At 70.5% G+C, this 16,261-nt stretch carries 19 protein-coding genes; 9 read left to right on the plus strand and 10 right to left on the minus strand.

Annotated features, from left to right (window positions below):
* Nucleotides 1-19 precede the first annotated feature (19 nt).
* Both ABD332_RS38770 and ABD332_RS38775 read left to right on the plus strand, forming a co-directional pair.
* Complete coding sequence (locus ABD332_RS38770; protein ID WP_344508243.1) at nt 20-508, plus strand: Lrp/AsnC family transcriptional regulator; 489 nt, start codon at nt 20-22, stop codon at nt 506-508.
* Between the two features lie 5 nt (nt 509-513).
* Nucleotides 514-2,403, plus strand: a complete 1,890-nt coding sequence (locus ABD332_RS38775) for a beta-propeller domain-containing protein (RefSeq protein WP_344508245.1) — start codon at nt 514-516, stop codon at nt 2,401-2,403.
* Between the two features lie 87 nt (nt 2,404-2,490).
* Here the strand turns inward: ABD332_RS38775 and ABD332_RS38780 are convergent, their stop codons facing one another.
* A complete protein-coding gene (locus ABD332_RS38780) occupies nt 2,491-2,667 on the minus strand; it encodes a DUF397 domain-containing protein (protein WP_344508247.1) in 177 nt (58 codons plus the stop codon).
* A 23-nt stretch (nt 2,668-2,690) separates the two neighbouring features.
* A complete protein-coding gene (locus tag ABD332_RS38785; RefSeq protein ID WP_344508249.1) occupies nt 2,691-3,548 on the minus strand; it encodes a helix-turn-helix domain-containing protein in 858 nt (285 codons plus the stop codon).
* A 277-nt stretch (nt 3,549-3,825) separates the two neighbouring features.
* On the opposite strand from ABD332_RS38785, the gene ABD332_RS38790 reads away from it, so the two are divergent.
* Nucleotides 3,826-4,251, plus strand: coding sequence for a DUF6232 family protein (locus ABD332_RS38790; RefSeq protein ID WP_344508251.1), 426 nt, complete (start codon nt 3,826-3,828; stop codon nt 4,249-4,251).
* 13 nt (nt 4,252-4,264) lie between these two features.
* Here ABD332_RS38790 and ABD332_RS38795 read toward each other — a convergent pair whose 3' ends face one another.
* From ABD332_RS38795 to ABD332_RS38805, 3 genes are all read right to left on the minus strand, one after another.
* On the minus strand, nt 4,265-5,329 hold the full coding sequence (locus ABD332_RS38795; protein WP_344508253.1) for a T3SS (YopN, CesT) and YbjN peptide-binding chaperone 1: 1,065 nt from the start codon (nt 5,327-5,329) through the stop codon (nt 4,265-4,267).
* Nucleotides 5,330-5,427: 98 nt separating this feature from the next.
* Nucleotides 5,428-5,664, minus strand: a complete 237-nt coding sequence (locus ABD332_RS38800) for a DUF6457 domain-containing protein (RefSeq protein ID WP_344508255.1) — start codon at nt 5,662-5,664, stop codon at nt 5,428-5,430.
* Complete coding sequence (locus ABD332_RS38805) at nt 5,661-6,263, minus strand: NTP transferase domain-containing protein (RefSeq protein ID WP_344508596.1); 603 nt, start codon at nt 6,261-6,263, stop codon at nt 5,661-5,663. The genes ABD332_RS38800 and ABD332_RS38805 overlap by 4 nt, the downstream gene beginning before the upstream one ends.
* 99 nt (nt 6,264-6,362) lie before the next feature.
* Between ABD332_RS38805 and fdhD the strand changes: the two genes are divergently transcribed.
* Nucleotides 6,363-7,235 (plus strand): formate dehydrogenase accessory sulfurtransferase FdhD, encoded by an 873-nt coding sequence (gene fdhD / locus ABD332_RS38810; RefSeq protein ID WP_344508257.1) that lies wholly within the window; start codon nt 6,363-6,365, stop codon nt 7,233-7,235.
* Nucleotides 7,236-7,686: 451 nt separating this feature from the next.
* On the opposite strand, the gene ABD332_RS38815 is transcribed toward fdhD, so the two are convergent.
* The 4 genes from ABD332_RS38815 to ABD332_RS38830 all read right to left on the minus strand — a co-directional run bounded on the left by ABD332_RS38815 (nt 7,687) and on the right by ABD332_RS38830 (nt 10,746).
* On the minus strand, nt 7,687-8,727 hold the full coding sequence (locus tag ABD332_RS38815; protein WP_344508259.1) for a DUF4192 domain-containing protein: 1,041 nt from the start codon (nt 8,725-8,727) through the stop codon (nt 7,687-7,689).
* A 143-nt stretch (nt 8,728-8,870) separates the two neighbouring features.
* Nucleotides 8,871-9,425, minus strand: coding sequence for a GNAT family N-acetyltransferase (locus ABD332_RS38820; RefSeq protein ID WP_344508261.1), 555 nt, complete (start codon nt 9,423-9,425; stop codon nt 8,871-8,873).
* Between the two features lie 246 nt (nt 9,426-9,671).
* On the minus strand, nt 9,672-9,872 hold the full coding sequence (locus tag ABD332_RS38825; RefSeq protein ID WP_344508262.1) for a DUF397 domain-containing protein: 201 nt from the start codon (nt 9,870-9,872) through the stop codon (nt 9,672-9,674).
* A 19-nt stretch (nt 9,873-9,891) separates the two neighbouring features.
* The gene (locus ABD332_RS38830; RefSeq protein WP_344508264.1) at nt 9,892-10,746 is read right to left on the minus strand and encodes a helix-turn-helix domain-containing protein; all 855 of its coding nucleotides are present in this window, start codon (nt 10,744-10,746) and stop codon (nt 9,892-9,894) included.
* Between the two features lie 177 nt (nt 10,747-10,923).
* On the opposite strand from ABD332_RS38830, the gene ABD332_RS38835 reads away from it, so the two are divergent.
* Nucleotides 10,924-11,181 (plus strand): hypothetical protein, encoded by a 258-nt coding sequence (locus ABD332_RS38835; RefSeq protein ID WP_344508266.1) that lies wholly within the window; start codon nt 10,924-10,926, stop codon nt 11,179-11,181.
* 204 nt (nt 11,182-11,385) lie between these two features.
* Here the strand turns inward: ABD332_RS38835 and ABD332_RS38840 are convergent, their stop codons facing one another.
* Nucleotides 11,386-11,976: a hypothetical protein gene (locus ABD332_RS38840; protein ID WP_344508268.1), complete on the minus strand. Its 591-nt coding sequence runs from the start codon at nt 11,974-11,976 to the stop codon at nt 11,386-11,388.
* Between the two features lie 351 nt (nt 11,977-12,327).
* Between ABD332_RS38840 and pdhA the strand changes: the two genes are divergently transcribed.
* The 4 genes from pdhA to ABD332_RS38860 all read left to right on the plus strand — a co-directional run bounded on the left by pdhA (nt 12,328) and on the right by ABD332_RS38860 (nt 16,202).
* Nucleotides 12,328-13,461, plus strand: coding sequence for a pyruvate dehydrogenase (acetyl-transferring) E1 component subunit alpha (gene pdhA, locus ABD332_RS38845; protein WP_344508270.1), 1,134 nt, complete (start codon nt 12,328-12,330; stop codon nt 13,459-13,461).
* Nucleotides 13,458-14,438, plus strand: a complete 981-nt coding sequence (locus ABD332_RS38850) for an alpha-ketoacid dehydrogenase subunit beta (RefSeq protein WP_344508598.1) — start codon at nt 13,458-13,460, stop codon at nt 14,436-14,438. Before pdhA ends, ABD332_RS38850 begins: the two co-directional genes overlap by 4 nt.
* Nucleotides 14,439-14,449: 11 nt before the next feature.
* Complete coding sequence (locus ABD332_RS38855; protein WP_344508272.1) at nt 14,450-15,859, plus strand: dihydrolipoamide acetyltransferase family protein; 1,410 nt, start codon at nt 14,450-14,452, stop codon at nt 15,857-15,859.
* A gap of 208 nt (nt 15,860-16,067) precedes the next feature.
* A complete protein-coding gene (locus ABD332_RS38860) occupies nt 16,068-16,202 on the plus strand; it encodes a hypothetical protein (protein ID WP_344508274.1) in 135 nt (44 codons plus the stop codon).
* Nucleotides 16,203-16,261: the final 59 nt, after the last annotated feature.

Consider the following 16,261-nt stretch of genomic DNA (forward strand, 5'->3'; position numbering starts at 1 on the left):
GCTTTCGAGGAGGGATTTGTTGCGCCTCGACCCGATCGACCAGCAGATCATTGCGTTGCTGCAGGAGGACGCCCGCTCATCGTATGCGGACATCGGATCGCAGGTGGCGCTGTCCGCACCGGCCGTGAAGCGTCGCGTCGACCGGCTTCGATCGACCGGAGTGATCCGCGGCTATACGGCGCTCGTCGACCCGGACGCGCTGGGGTGGACGACGGAGGCGTTCGTCGAGCTGTTCTGCACCGGGCGGACGTCGCCGCAGCAGATCCGCGACGCCGCGAAGCGCCACCCGGCGGTCGTCGGCGCCTACACCATCTCGGGTGAGGCCGACGCGCTGGTCCACCTGCGGGCGGTCGACATGGCGGGGCTCGAGGAGGCCCTCGAACGGCTGCGCGCCGAGCCCTTCGTGACGTCGACCCGCAGCATGATCGTGCTGTCACGGCTGGTCGAGCGGCTGGCGCCGAAAGTCGTCACCGTGCCGGGAACCGGATCGACACCCGCCACGTCCTAGCACGCATGAGACGCTCGCTTGCCGCGTTGAGTGCCCTGGTTTTCGTTGTCGCCGGATGTACGGGCGGCGGGTCGCCGAAGTCCGCGCCGGCCACGGTCGCCGGGCCGGAGCCGGTGTTCAAGCTGGTGGCGTTCGACTCCTGCGAGCAGCTGCTGTCGTCGCTGCGGGACGCCGCCGCGGGTGTGGTCGGGCCGTGGGGGTTCCTGAACGACGGCGGCATGCTGCGCGGCGGCCGCGCCGAGGACACCGGCGCACAGCGGCAGGGCGGGCTCAACGGCGGCAAGGCGGCCGCGCCGGCCGGTCAGGAGTTCTCTGGCACCAACACCCATGAGGCGGGTGTCGACGAGCCGGATCTCGTGAAGACCGACGGCAAACGGATCGTGACGCTGTCGCGCGGCACCCTGAAGGTCGTCGACGTCGCCGGCCGGGCGGTGACCGGCTCCCTGGCCATCGGCACCGTCGACGACGTCAGCGGCAAGAGCGCCGCCAACGCCACGGAGCTGCTGCTGTCCGGGGACCGCGCGCTGGTGCTCGGCTACGACTACCGGGCCGGCTTCGACGACGTGCCCGGCGTGTCGGGCGCGCAGATGACGCTGGTCGACCTCGCCGGCGCGCCGAAGGTGATCGGCCGGTTCACCGTCGAGGGCGGCCTGCTCGACGCCCGGCAGGTCGGCGGCACCGCCCGCGTGGTCGTGGTGTCCCGGCCGCGGATCGCGTTCCCCGACAACTCGAAGCTCGGCAGCGACGACGCGCGGATCGCGGCGAACCGTTCGGCGGTCATGGCCGCGCCGGTCGACGCGTGGCTGCCGAAGTGGGCCGCGACCGACGCCGCCGGCAAGCGCACCGAGGGGCGGGTCGACTGCGGCGCGGTGAGCCGGCCGGCGACCTACTCGGCGACGTCGATGCTGACGGTGCTGACCTTCGACCTGGGCGGTGCGGCGCTCGGCGGCGGCGACCCGGTCTCGGTCGTGGCCGACGGCGACACCGTCTACGCCAACGGGCCCAGCCTGTACATCGCCAACGACCAGCGCTGGCGGGTGCTCGCCGCCGACGTGGTGCGCAGGAAGGTCGCGACGTCGCCGGCCCGGCCGTCGACCCAGGTGTTCAAGTTCGACATCGGCGCGCCGGGCAGCCCCCGGTTCGTCGCGTCGGGTGAGGTGCCGGGCTGGCTGCTCAACCAGTACTCGATGTCGGAGTGGGACGGGCACCTGCGGATCGCCACGACGATGTCGGCCGACAACACGACGGCGTCGGCGGTGTACGTGCTGCGCCGCGACGGCGGCCGGCTCACCGAGGCGGGTCGCGTCGACGGCCTCGGCAAGGGCGAGCGGATCTATTCCGTGCGGTTCATCGGCACGACCGGCTACGTGGTCACGTTCCGGCAGACCGACCCGCTCTACACGCTCGACCTGCGCGACCCCGCGGCACCGAAGGTGGTCGGGGAGCTGAAGATCCCGGGCTACTCGGCATACCTGCACCCCGCGGGCGACGGGCGGCTGCTCGGCCTGGGGCAGGACGCCAACGCGCAGGGCCGGGTGCAGGGTATGCAGGTGTCGCTGTTCGACGTGCGGGACCCGGCGCACCCGTCGCGGGTCGCGCAGTTCAAGCGGCAGGGCGGCAGCTCCGAGGCGGAGTACGACCCGCACGCGTTCCTCTACTGGGCGCCGCTGGGGCTGCTCGCGGTGCCGGTCTGGCGCGACACCCAGCCGGCCGTGCTGGTGCTGAAGGTCGGCGACTCGGCGATCACCGAGGCGGGTGCGATCACCCACCCCGGTCGCTACACGGCGATCCGCCGCTCGCTGATCATCGGTGGCACTTTGTGGACCCTGTCGGAGCAGGGGCTGAAGGCGACCGACGCGGCGACCCTGGCCGAGCAGGCCTGGATCGCGCTCTAGCTGGATCGTTTCGGTTCTGCGCCGCTGTGCGGTCGGCGCGGCTGGGCGGTCAGCGCCGCCGCACGGTCAGCGCTGTCCGCCGTCTGGTCAGCGCTGCTCTCCGGCGACGTGCTGCACGAACGCCCTCCAGGCGGCGGCGTCCACGAAGATCTCCGGGCTGTTGGCGTCCTTCGAGTCCCGGATGCCGACGGCCTTCGGGTCGAGTAACACCTCGACGCAACCGTTGCCGCCGCTGCGCGTGCTTTTACGCCACACAATGCTCATGATGATGACCCCTAGAACCTGGGCTATTCGTATTCGCGAATAGCCCGCTGAATGTAATCAAGTGTTTCCGCGTGGCTCAGCGCCACAGTGCGCAACGATTCGAAGGCGACCAGGTAGCGCCGCACTTCCTCGGGGCGGTTGCGAAACACCCCGCCGGTCATTCCGTCGCAATACACGAGCGACTGCTCGGTCTCGCCGACGAAGTCGAGCACCGTGAACGCCCCGTCGATCCCCCGGTGCGCCCCACGGTCGAACGGCACCATCTGCAGCGTCACCGTCGGACGGTCGGCGATCTCCAGGAGCCTCATGAGCTGCCTTCGCATCACATCATGACCGCCGACCGGCCGCTTGAGGACCGCCTCGTCGAGAATCGCCCAGATCCGCGGCGGCGGGTCACGGGTCAGGACGGCCTGTCGCGCCATCCGGACCGACACCCGCTGGTTCACCACATCGGGCCGCTCCCCCACGGACACCGAATTGATGATCGCGCCGGCGTATTCCACGGTCTGCAGAAGTCCGTGGAGAATGACCGCGTCGTAGATGTAGACGTCGGATGCCTCGGATTCGAACCCGATCATTGTTTCATAGGCGCCGAGCAATGCGTCGCCATAGGCTTCCCACCAGGCCCGCTGGCGCGATTGCGCGGCGAGGGCGGTGATGCGGGTGCGCTCGGCCTCTGCGGTCTGGTAGAGGTCGAAGAGCTTCGTCAGGTCCGGGTTGCGGACGCTGCTGTTGGCGGTCTCGATCCGGCTGACCTTGGACTCGGACCACTTGAGCTCGGCTGCGACATCGGCGGCCGTCTTCCGGGCAGCCTCCCGCAACCGGCGCAGCTCGGCTCCGAGCTGGCGACGGAGCAGAGTCGGGCTCGGCTTCGAGGACATCGACCACACCGTACCGCATCCACACTCAAATACTGAGAACTTTCGGCACTGGGTTGCACTTGCATCTGACAGCGAGTTGATGCGTAATCAAGTTAGAAGCTACTAGTGAGGTTGCATGATCCGCCTCACCCAGCGACGGCGACGCTTGGGCTTCGATGTGCCTCATCCCAGGAGGCACGCTGGACGGCGGCCGTCACCGTGGCCGGTTGCCGCCTTCCTCGTTCGTCGCGTCGGCGTCCGCGATCCGGGCCCCGACCAGCAGCAAGGGAGCGCGACCATGAGTTCCTACGCACCCCAGTCGTTCGAGTCCCGGCCGGTCATCCACTACAACCAGCACGGGATTCTGGTCACCGACCGGATCTTCGCCACCGACCGCGGCCGCTACGAGATCGCGGAGCTGTCGCGACCGGCGCACGGCACCGGCACCCTGCACCCGGGCGTGCGGGCGTGCGTCGCGGTCGGGATCGCGAACGTCGTCGTCCTCGGCGCGGCGGCGACCACCGGCTCCGTGCCGGTCATCCTGGTCGCGCTGTCGGCGCTGCTGATCACCTGGGTCGTCGGGCTCGTCTACGCACGCCGCTGGCCGCGGCAGCACACGCTGCTCGCCGACTACCGCGGCACGCGGGTCACGCTGCTGCGCACGCGGGACGTCGACCTCTTCGGCCGGGTGTCCCGGGCGCTGCGCCGCTCCTGCGGGCTCTAGCGTCTGCCGCGCTTTACAGGTACATCCCGGTGCGCTCGCCCTCGACCTGCTTGGGGGTGTCGTTCTCGCCGAAGAACCGCTTCCCGCCGAACTCGCCCTGCAGGCGGTCGTCCAGCTCGTCCGCGAGCCCGGTCATCACCTGCACGGCGAGCATCAGGTGGGTCGCCTGGAAGTCCCGGCCGAACACCGGCACCGACGCCCACACCGTGTCGTTGGTGCAGTACAGCCGGCCGATCGGCATCCGGTTGGTGAGCTCGGACAGCTTCACGTAAAGCCGCTCGGTCGGCTCGATCTCGGTCAGCACCGGCGAATACACGTCGACCAGCGGCGGGTTGTCCCGCACCCGGACGAACACCATCGCCGACCCGGACCGGATGCCGATGTCACCGTCCGGGTCGATCGTCAGCTCCTCCGGCGTCGTCTTCATCAGCCGGGCCACGACCGTGATCACCTTGTCGTGCAGCGGCAGGTCGTCCTGCTCGTCACCCGCCTGGTGCTGCTTCGCCCGCACCACCGCCACCGGCCCGTCGCCGTCGGTCTCGACGATCGACGCGAGCGACCGGGCGACGCCGAGCGACGGCAGGGCCGCCACCAGCCCCTGCGCGTCGTGGGCGAGATAGGTGAGGAACGCGGGGTGCGGCGTGCCGTAGATGTCGCGCAGCGTCCGCATGATGAGCCGGCTGAGCTGGACGGCCTCGCTCTTGGGCACCCGCACGCCGAACGCCTCGCCCGAGCCCGGCACCACCCCCGGCGGCGACCACCCGAGCGCCACCGTCTGCGCGATCACGGTCCGCCCCAGCCGATACGCCGCGGGCAGGTCGGCGTTGCCGACGGCGGTCGCGGCGAGCATGTCGCCGTCCTCGCCGGTCACCTGCACCGAGTAGATGGCGTCGCCGGTCCCGGACGCCGTCGGGTCGAGCGTCAGATCGAGCGTCGTGCCGGGGGCGAGCTGCCGCAGCGCGTCGACCAGGTGCCGCGCGAAGTCGCGCCAGGCCTCGGCGACCTTCTCCTTGAGGTCCCCGCCGATCGGGTCCTCGTCGTCGAACAGCGCCGCCTCGTAGTCCTGATCATCCGCCATGACCGCCTCCAATCCCCCCGGGCTCACCCTATCCAGACGACGCACGTCGCGGGTGCCTCGGGCTCCTCGGACTGGTTGCTTCCGGGTCGTGGCGTCGGTCAGCCCTCGTCCACCAGGGCGACGAGCCGCGCCCGGGCCTCCTCAAGGTCGGCGCCCCGCCCGACGGCGACCCCCAGCAGGAACGCGGTCAACGGCGCCCCCGGCCGGGCCACGTTGTGCGCCACATCCCGCGCGAGGTCGAGGATCGCGTCCTGCTCCCCCGCGCCCAACGGCTCCAGCCCGAGCTCCGCGCACGCCCGCACCACCCACGCCGCCAGCTCTGGATTCCCGCTCATCGGTCTCCACCCCCGTCTGCTCGCCGCAGGTCTTCTTCGGTGTCGCAGTCGAAGTACGGCGCCGGCCCGGAACCGGTCCACTCGACCTCGACCACGTCCAGCCCATCCAACACCGCCCGCATCGACCGGCCTTCGGGCGCCCCGAGCCGCTCGACCGCATCCCGCAGCGCGCCGGCCCGCCACACCCCGCACAGCAGCTGCCGCTTGCCGCGCCCGTCGACGAACACCGCGCCATCCGCGTGGCTCTCGACCGCCGCGAGCAGGATCTCGACTCCTTCAGTCGTGAGGTACGGCAGATCCGCGGCGAACAGCCCGACCAGCGCCGGCCCTTCCTCCGCTTCTGCCTGGTCCTCCGACGCCGCTCGCGGGACGAGGCCGAGCGCAGCGGCGGTCGCGGCCGCCGGGCCGGCACCGGGCGGCTCCTCGCGGACGGTGCGCACCCCCGTGGGCAGCCCCTCCCGGGGCGGCCCGACCACGATCCGCAGCGCCGCCCCCTCGACCGCGGCGAGCACCCTGTCGAGCATCGGCACCCCGGCGACGGGCAGCATCGGCTTGTCCTGGCCACCGAGGCGCGTGCCGCCACCCCCGGCGAGGATCACGGCCACGAGTCCCGGCCATGCGGTGGCTGCGCCCATGGGCAGAACGTACCGTCGAGCGGGCAACGACCGGAACCACTCCCCGCATCTGGAGGCCCGACCATGGGACGCGTCACGCAACGGCGCACGATCACCCGGGTCACCGTCACCCCCGCCCCGGACGGCCCGGCGGGGGTCTCCGCAAAGGTCGGGCCCGACACCTTGATCGCCGAGGAACCGCTGGAGATCAGGGTCGGACCGGCCGGGACGCCACGCCCCGCGCTGGCGGTCACGATGCGGACCCCCGGTGACGACCTCGACCTGGCGATCGGCTTCCTCCTCACCGAGGGGATCATCAGATCCGCCGCGGACGTGCGGACGGCGCAGCTGTGCGCCGGCGACCAGGAAGCGAACACCTACAACGTCGTGGACGTGGTGCTCGCCGACGGGGTCCCGGCCCCGCAGACCGATCCGAGCCGGAACTTCTACACCACCTCCTCGTGCGGCGTGTGCGGCAAGGCCAGCATCGACGCCGTGCGGACACGCTCACAGTTCGACGTCGCGGCGGACGGCATCCGGGTGGCGCCAGCCCTGCTGGCCGACCTGCCCGACGCGCTGCGGGCGGGCCAGCGGGCGTTCAGGACGACGGGCGGCCTGCACGCGGCCGGGCTGTTCGACGCGGCCGGGCGCCTGGTCTGCCTCCGGGAGGACGTGGGCCGGCACAACGCCGTGGACAAGGTGATCGGCTGGGCCGCGCGACAGGACCGCCTGCCGCTCGCCGGTCACGTGCTGATGGTCAGCGGCCGGGCGAGCTTCGAGCTGTGCCAGAAGGCCTGGATGGCAGGCATTCCGATGCTGGCCGCGGTGTCGGCGCCGAGCACCCTGGCCGTCGACCTGGCCGAGGAGGCAGGACTGACCCTCGTCGGCTTCCTGCGAGGCCAGACCTTCAACGTCTACACCGGCGCCCACCGCATCACCGGCCTGCCCCAGACCTGATCACACCGGCCGAGTTCCCAGCGGGCGGGAATGCCGGGTCAGCCCTCAGACGAACGGCGCATCCACAGTCCCCGGCGGTGCGCACGCACCAGCACGCCGCCCGGACCCGGTTGGACGGCAAGGCACCCTCATCCAGGGCGGCCCGCAGGACGGTGGTGGTGACCCCGCGACCGAAGGACAGATCGCCAACCGGACCGAGAGGACCTCACCGCGACCGACCACCCGCGTCCGACCCGGACCGGCAAACACCGCAACCAGGTCGAACGCGGCGTCGACCGCCGCCCGCAACAGCTCATGGCTCGTGGTCGCAACCAGGCACGACGCCCTGAACACCTCCCATCAATCAGGAACGCGGCACCGAGCAGACCACCCGACGCCCCACACCCGAGCCAGCAGCGGCACGCAGGTAGACCGCCAACGCACGCCGGGGTGGGGCGGCGCCAGGCAGGGTTCAGCGCCTTCGGCGGCGGGTGGTGCGGCGGCGGGGCGGGGTGGGGCGGCGCCCGTCGCGGCGGCCGATCGGGGGCAGGGACTGCGGGGACAGGCCGCGGTCGAGGATCTCGGCCATGAGCTTGGCGGCACGATAGCCAGGGTCGGCGTCGAACGCGCGGTCCAGGGCGATCCGGGAGCGGACACCGTTGCCGGATCGCCAGGACGCATAGGCGACGAGCATCGCGGCCGGGGCGGCGAACGTGGGGGCGCAGCGGCGCAGCACGTCAGTCCACAGGCGGTCGTGGAGGTCGAGGTCGGTGTCGAGGTCGCGGTCGATGCGCAGCCAGGCATCGTCGCGCAGGGGCAGGCTGTGGAGGAGGAACGCGAGCCAGGCGACCTCCTCGTCGGTGAGGCCCTCGCCGGCGCGGACGCGGCGCAGCGCCGCGTCGATGGAGGCGACGCCTTCGGCGGGCGTGCCGGGCGAGTGGACGAGGCGGGTCTGGGTCTGGCGGGTGGCGCGCTCGGCGGCGTCGAGGGCGGGGCCGGTCGGGGCGGCGAGGCTGGCGACGAGGGCGGCCCGGTCGGGCAGCGCGACCATCCCGATCAGGGTGGCGGTCGCCGCGACCGCGGACGTCTCGACGTCATAGGGCTGGCCTTCGGTCGGGCAGCAGTAGGGCGACTCGCAGATCAGCGACCGGTAGCGCCCCTCGTGGGCCCAGAGCATCTCGTGCACGGCGATGCCGTGGCGGCGCATCGCGGCGGTGGTGGCGTGGATGAGGGTCTCGACACGCTCGGGCGGGCCATAGCCGATGAGCACGACGTGGTCGACGTCCTGGCGGGCGAACAGGGCGCCATAGCCGTCGGCCAGGGTGTCGAGGTCCTCGCCCGGATCGGGCAGGTCGTCGCGCATGTGGAAGCGCAGCCGCTTGTCGCGCACCCCGAGGGCGACGAGGCTGTCGGACGGGTGGAACCCGAACAGGTACGGCGTGCCGGCAAGGATGTCAGCGGGGGTGCGCAGGCGCAGCCGGGGCTGCGCGAGGGTCGAGGTCGCGGTCGTCATGCACCCGAGCCTGGCGGTCGCCGCCACCCACGGGAACTCGCGGTTTTCGGCTGTGGACAACGCCCGATTCGATCCACAACCGCCGGCCGCACCTTGACAAACGCCAGCACACCGCTAGAAGCGGCAAGTAGCAGGAAGCGGCGCTAGAAGCGGAACCGCTGCGCGTGCAGGTCGATCCCGTCGTGCCAGTCGTGGCCGTCCGGGTGCAGGTCGATGGCGAGCGTCACCCGGGCGAGCGCGTCATACCCGGCCGCCTGCAGGCACCGGATCGCGTCGACGTTGCGCGCCGCCGGCGAGATGCTCAGCTGCCCGAGCCCCCGCCGCTTGGCCTGGTCGGCGACGTGGGAGAGCAGCGCCCGCCCGATCCCCGCGCCCCGCCGGGACGACGCGACGACCAGCGGCTCGACCTGCCCACCGCGCCCGTCGAGGATGAGCCCGACCATGCCGACCACGCCGACGCCGAGGATCTCCGCGACCCACATGCCGGACAGGTCGAGCCGCGTGAGGTACTCCTCGAACGCGGCCCCGGGGTCACCGCTGACGGGTGGCGCCGCCGGGTAGAGGTGCTGATGCTCCTCGGTCAGCTCTGCCCACAGCTGCCGGCACTCGCGATGGTCCGTCGGTCGATACGCCCGGATCGTCGGCTGCAGCGTCGCGACCCCGCCACCTACGCCGTCATCTGCGCGAACAGTCACCATGTGTTCATGCTTACTCCGGTGCGTGCCGCCGCGACACCCACATCGCGGTATTGCACCCCAGCCGATCGCCGCCTGACCGTTTCACGCCTTTTGTTGCAACACGCGGATCGTGGCCACACGGTTATGGATGGAGCCGGTGAGCGATAACATAAAATCGGCTCGCAGCTACGACGAAGGGACCGCCGGTCGGGACGGTCCCTTCGCTGTTGCTCAGGCTTGGTTGGGGGAAGCTGTTGCTCAGGTTTGTTACGGAAGGCGGAATTCGCCGTCGGTGTCGACCGCGGCGATGAAGGTCTCCCATTCGGCGCGGGTGAAGCGCACGGATCCCGCGTCCGGGGAGTTGGAGTTGCGGACCTCGACGACACCGTCGACGAACCGCGCTTCGACGCACTGTCCGTTGTTACCGCTCCGGGTGGGCTTGTGCCACCGCTCGTTCAGCGCAGCCATTCTGCGCACTCCTTCGTTGTCAGGCCGTCTCAGCGACCGTTGACTCGATCAGCTTGACCGACTCGAATGGGCTGAGCGCGGCGGCTCGCAGACTTTCGAACACGTCGTGGTACCGCTGGACGTCTCCGGCTTCCTGGTAGATGTCGCCGGCCATGGCTTCGGCGTACACGACGCTTGGTGCACCTTGGAACTTGAGGATCGCGAATGATCCAGCCATGCCGGCATAGGCTCCCCCGCTGAAGGGGAGTATCTGGATCGTCACGTTCCTCGCCCGACCCATTTCGGCCAGGTGCTTGAGCTGCGACCGCATCACGTCGACCCCACCGATGAGGCGCCGGATGACGCTCTCGTCGAGGACCGCGATGAACTGCAATGGATTCTCGGCCCGGGTGAGCAGTTCCTGCCGCTCACGCCGGGCGCTGACATGCGCTTGGACCGCGTCCTCCGACTCGCCGGACGGGGAGGCGGCGGCGAGCAGCGCCCGCGTGTACTCCTCCGTCTGGAGCATGCCGGGCACCACGAGCGCCTCGTAGTCCCGCATCTCGATCGCGTTGGACTCCAGGCCGATGTAGCGGGAGTAGTGGCTGGGAAGGTCACCGAAGCGGGCGAACCAGCCCCGCGTCTTGCCTTCCTTCGCAAGCGCGATCAATGTCTCCGTGAGATCGCTATCATCAACGTCGTAAATCTTGAGCAACTGTTCGAGGGTGCTGCGGCGGATGCCGACCTTCCCGCCCTCCATGCGGCTGATCGTGCTGGGCGAGCAGTCGAGCTGTAGGCCGACGTCCTCGGTGGTGAGCTTCGCCTGCTCGCGCAGTCGCCGGAGCTGTTTGCCCAGCTGGAAGCGGGGGAACGTGGGGCTGTGCGCGTGCGACACCACTCACCTCCATTACTCAGGACGAGTGTCACCGTTACCGGGTTGTCGCGCAAGCGTGAGCGTCAGTGAGCGATTGGGTTGCTCTACTCAAGTTTGACGGAACGTATTGCCCCGGGAAACCTGCACATGCATTCTGGGGCGGTCAGAGATGGTTCCTCTGCCGGAGGGAGATCCGTCGTGATCGAAGACGACGTGATCCTGCTCGAAGGCGCACCACGGCTTTTCGGCATTGTCGCCGATCCGTTCGACGACGACCACCCCCAGGTTGTCGCCTGGGGTCACGAGCTGCCGGATCAGGCCGTGCTCACCTGGCGCCTGGGGAATGGGAAGTCCGAGATCGCCGTCTTCCGCTCGGCGAACGACGCGCTCGCAACCGCTCAGCAGCTGTATCCCGCCTGGATCCTGTGGACCGCACCCGCGACGCAGGGGTTCTGATGGCCGTCATCTATGACCACGCCGTGACCGACGCCCGCCGCCTCGTGGCGCGCCACCAGCCGTTACGCGTCCATCAGGCGACACGCTGCGCGGCCGGCTGCGCGCGCTGGCCGTGCAAGCCGTTCTCCACCGCCTGGGCGATGGTGACCCGCAACTCCAACACACGCGCCGGCCGATGACCCGCGCACACTTCATGACCCAGCGCTAAACCTGTGCGGCCGGGCAGTCCTCAAGATCTGACTGATCGGCCGACCCCGATCGGGGCCGATGCGCGGTCCAGCTCTTGACCGCCTCCGGCTTGCCCTTGCGCGTGGCGTTCCACCCCGGCCACGCCTTGTCCTGGATGGGCACGCCCTTCGTCGGTGAGGGCGTGGGCACGACGGCGGGGGGCTCCTGCACCTCGGGCGCCGGCGCGGTCGGCGGAGCCGGCACCACCGTGGGCGGCTTGGTACCCGTACCGACGACGACACCGCCGCCTGATCCACCCGATGTCCTCGCGCTGACGCGCGGCTTCGCCACGGTCGCCGGGGGCAGCGGCGCGGTCGGCTCCGCCGCGCGCGACGGCGTGCCCGTGCCGTGCAGCCCGCTGCTGGGCGTCGGGGCGAGCACGAGCGGTCCGGGCCGTGGCTCGGCGACGATCGGCGTCCGGACGGACGGCGCCGTGTCCAGCGAGGCGCTGCCGGCGGCGACCACGATCAGGGTCGGCACCGAGGTCAGCGCCACGAGCAGCGCGGAAATGAGCAGCGGCCGCCGGTTCGGCGACAGTATGCGGTGGGTACGGACGTCGGATTCCAAAGGAAACGCTCCAGTGTGCGGGGGAAGGCAGAACGAAGCTCATTGGGAGCAACTGCCGCACGCGGGGCGAGGATCTGCCCGGTTCGGAGGGATTTTTCGACCTTGCAACGCGGACGAACCCGGACTCCATGGTGTCGATCCACACGCCTTCTGCGATGCTGGACACACACCGGCAACGGGGCTGTGGCGTCCGCATACCCTGCGACTGAGCCTCAGAGCCGGCTCCCGGGCGTGATCCACTCACACCCACCGCGACGCGCCGGCTCCAACAGGGCCGCCGCGTAGCAGCCACCCCCGCTGCGCGGCAGGGTTACCCCCGCTGCCGACGCGAGAGACGACAGGGAGAAACGGATGGCGAAGGGCGAAGCAAAGGCCCGGACGTCAGGAACACGGGCCGCGCCTGAACCCGCGTTCGTGCAGCTGCTCACCCCTGAGGGAGACCGGGTCGAACACCCCGACTACACGGTCGACTTCACCGATGAGGAATACCGCTCGCTCTACCACGACCTCGTCGTGGTCCGGAAGCTCGACGCCGAGGCGACCGCCCTGCAGCGCCAAGGCGAGCTGGGCATCTGGGCGAGCCTGCTGGGCCAGGAAGCGGCGCAGGTCGGCTCCGGCCGGGCGCTGCGCAAGCAGGACATGGCGTTCCCAACCTACCGCGAGCACGGCGTGCTGTACTGCCGCGGCGTCGACCCGATCGCACCGCTGACCCTGTTCCGCGGCGTCGACCAGGGCGCCTGGGACCCCAACGAGTTCAACTTCGGCATGTACACGATCGTGATCGGCGCGCAGACGCTGCACGCGACCGGCTATGCGATGGGCGTGACCAAGGACGGCAAGGTCGGCTCCGACGACGGCGAGGCCGTCATCGCCTACTTCGGCGACGGCGCCACCAGTCAGGGCGACGTCAACGAGGCCTTCATCTGGGCGTCGGTCTTCAACGCGCCGATGGTGTTCTTCTGCCAGAACAACCAGTACGCGATCTCCGAGCCGCTCGAGCGGCAGACCCGCGTCCCGCTGTATCACCGGGCCAGCGGCTTCGGCTTCCCCGGCCTGCGCGTGGACGGCAACGACGTGCTCGCCTGCTACGCGGTCACCCGCAAGGCCCTCGACGACGCCCGCCACGGCCAGGGGCCCTCGCTGATCGAGGCCTACACGTACCGGATGGGCGCCCACACCACGTCGGACGACCCGACCAGGTATCGCATCGCCAGCGAGGTCGAGGCGTGGCAGGCGAAGGACCCGATCGCGCGCCTGCGGGCGTTCCTCGGCAAGCAGGGCATCGCCGGCGACGACTTCTTCGCCGCGGTCGACGAGGAGGCCCGGGTCGCCGCCGCCGACCTGCGCGAGCGCGTCCTCACCATGCCGGACCCGGATCCGCGCACCCTGTTCGACCACGTGTATCCGCACGGTTCGCCGGAGCTCGAGCAGCAGAAGGCGCAGTTCGACAAGTACCTGTCGTCGTTCGAGGGGAGTGGGCACTGATGGCCGAGACCCTGACGATCGGCAAGGCGCTCAACACCGGCCTGCGCCGGGCGATGGAGCGCGACCCCAAGGTCCTCGTCATGGGCGAGGACGTCGGCAAGCTCGGCGGCGTCTTCCGCATCACCGACGGCCTGCAGAAGGACTTCGGCGATGAGCGCGTCATCGACACCCCGCTCGCCGAGTCCGGCATCATCGGCACCGCCGTCGGCCTCGCGATCCGCGGCTACCGGCCGGTGTGCGAGATCCAGTTCGACGGGTTCGTCTACCCGGCCTATGACCAGATCGTGTCGCAGGTCGCCAAGATGCACTACCGCTCCAAGGGCAAGGTCCGGCTGCCGATCGTCATCCGGATCCCCTTCGGCGGCGGCATCGGCGCGGTCGAGCACCACTCCGAGTCGCCCGAGGCCTACTTCGCGCACACCGCTGGCCTGAAGGTCGTCTCCTGCTCCAACCCCGACGACGCGTACTGGATGATCCAGCAGTCGATCGAGTCCGACGACCCGATCGTCTTCATGGAGCCCAAGCGCCGCTACTGGGAGAAGGGCCAGGTCAACGTCGACGCCGCGAGCGCACCGCTGCACGTCTCGCGGATCGCGCGCCCCGGCACCGACGCGACGCTGCTGGCCTACGGCCCGATGGTCCGCACCGCGCTGGACGCCGCGACCGCCGCCGCCGAGGACGGGCGCGACCTGGAGGTCATCGACCTGCGCACGCTGTCGCCGCTGGACATGGGCCCGGTCTACGAGTCGGTGCGGCGCACCGGCCGCGCGATCGTCGTCCACGAGGCGCCCGGCAACCTGGGGCTCGGGTCGGAGATCGCGGCCCGGATCACCGAGGAGTGCTTCTACTCCCTCGAGGCGCCGGTCCTGCGCGTCACCGGGTTCGACACGCCGTACCCGGCCGCCCGGGTCGAGGAGGAGTACCTGCCCGACCTCGACCGGGTGCTCGACGCCGTCGACCGCTCGTTCGGGTTCTAGGGGGACGCGCAGTGACACGGGTCAAAGAGTTCAACCTTCCCGATCTGGGCGAAGGCCTCACCGAGGGCGAGATCCTCAAGTGGCTCGTCCAGGTCGGCGACACGATCGAGCTCAACCAGCCGATCGTGGAGGTCGAGACCGCGAAGGCGGCGGTCGAGATCCCCGCGAAGTGGGCCGGTCAGGTCGCCAAGATCTTCCACCCGGAGGGCACGACGGTCGAGGTCGGCTCCCCGATCATCGCCATCGACACCGATCCGGGCGGCGCCCCGGCGCCCTCCACGGGTGTGCCTTCCGCGGCCTCGCTGGCGGCCGTCGACATCGCCGGCGACGCGCCGGTCGAGCCCGGCATGATCGGCGGCCCCGCGCCGGGCGGCCGCACCGCCGTGCTCGTCGGCTACGGTCCGAAAACCGCCGCCGCGAAGCGCCGGCCGAGAACAACTGCAAGTGCAACCGCGGCACCTGTACTGCCGAAGCCTCCCGCCACGCCCGTAGCGCCGGCTCCGGTCGTCGTCGCGGAGCCCGTGGACCGGACGCCGCCAGCGCGGGGCAACGTGCTGGCCAAGCCGCCGGTCCGCAAGCTGGCCCGGGACCTCGGCGTCGACCTCGCGGAGATCACGGGCACTGGGCCCAACGGTTCGGTCACGCGGGACGACGTGCTGTCCGTGTCGTCCGCCCCCGCCGCCGCTCCGGTTTCCCCGGCGGCGGCCCAGGCGTCCCGCGTCGGCCGCGAAGAGCGGATCCCGGTCAAGGGCGTGCGGAAGCTGACCGCCGAGAACATGGTGGCGAGCGCGTTCACCGCACCGCACGTCACCGAGTTCCTGACGGTCGACGTGACCCGCTCGATGAAGGCCCTCGAACGGCTGAAGGCCAAGCGGGACTGGCGCGACGTGCGGGTGTCGCCGCTGCTCATGGTCGCCAAGGCGGCCCTGGTTTCGTTGAAGCGCTACCCGATGGTGAACTCCACGTGGCAGGGCTCGGAGATCCTGGTCAAGCACTACGTCAACCTCGGGATCGCCGCGGCGACGGAGCGCGGGCTGATCGTGCCCAACATCAAGGACGCCGACGCGCTCACCACGCGGGAGCTGGCCGACGGGCTGAACGACCTCGTCGCCACCGCCCGCGAGGGCAAGACGTCGCCGGCGGCGATGAGCGGCGGGACGTTCACGATCACGAGCGTCGGCGTCTTCGGCGTCGACACCGGCACCCCGATCCTGCCCCCGGGTGAGTCGGCGATCCTGGTGTTCGGCGCGATCCGGGACACCCCGTGGGTCCACAAGGGCAAGATCAAGATCCGGCAGGTGACGACGCTCGGCCTGTCCTTCGACCACCGGATCATCGACGGCGAGCTGGGCTCCAAGTTCCTGCGCGACGTCGGCGCGTTCCTCGAGGACCCCGAGGGATCGCTGCTGGCCTGGAGCTGAGCAGTCCAATTCACGGCAGGTGGCCCGGCGCTGACGCGCCGGGCCACTGTCATATGGCTGACGAACTGGGCGTTTACGCAGCCAGCAACCCTACGAATCGTCGGCGCGTGCGCCGCGTCACTTGCTATTCGCTGGCTAACGATCTTCCGCTGGGCGTGTAATGGATGCGAAGCAAGCCTCGTCCTTACATCCTCCCAAGGAGCCCGCCGTGAGCACCTTCATGGAGCGTTACCGCGCCCGCCGCAACGCCGCCCGCCGCCTCGACGCGATCGAGCGCGCCATCGCCAAGAACCCGTCCGCCGCGCTGCGCGACGAACTCCACGCCATGCTCAGCCGAAGTTGAGCCTGCGCACCACCCCGCGCCTGCCGCCCTGGTCCGACCCTCCCCGGACCGGGGCGGCA

The organism is Dactylosporangium maewongense (assembly GCF_039531485.1).
Lineage (GTDB): Bacteria > Actinomycetota > Actinomycetes > Mycobacteriales > Micromonosporaceae > Dactylosporangium > Dactylosporangium maewongense.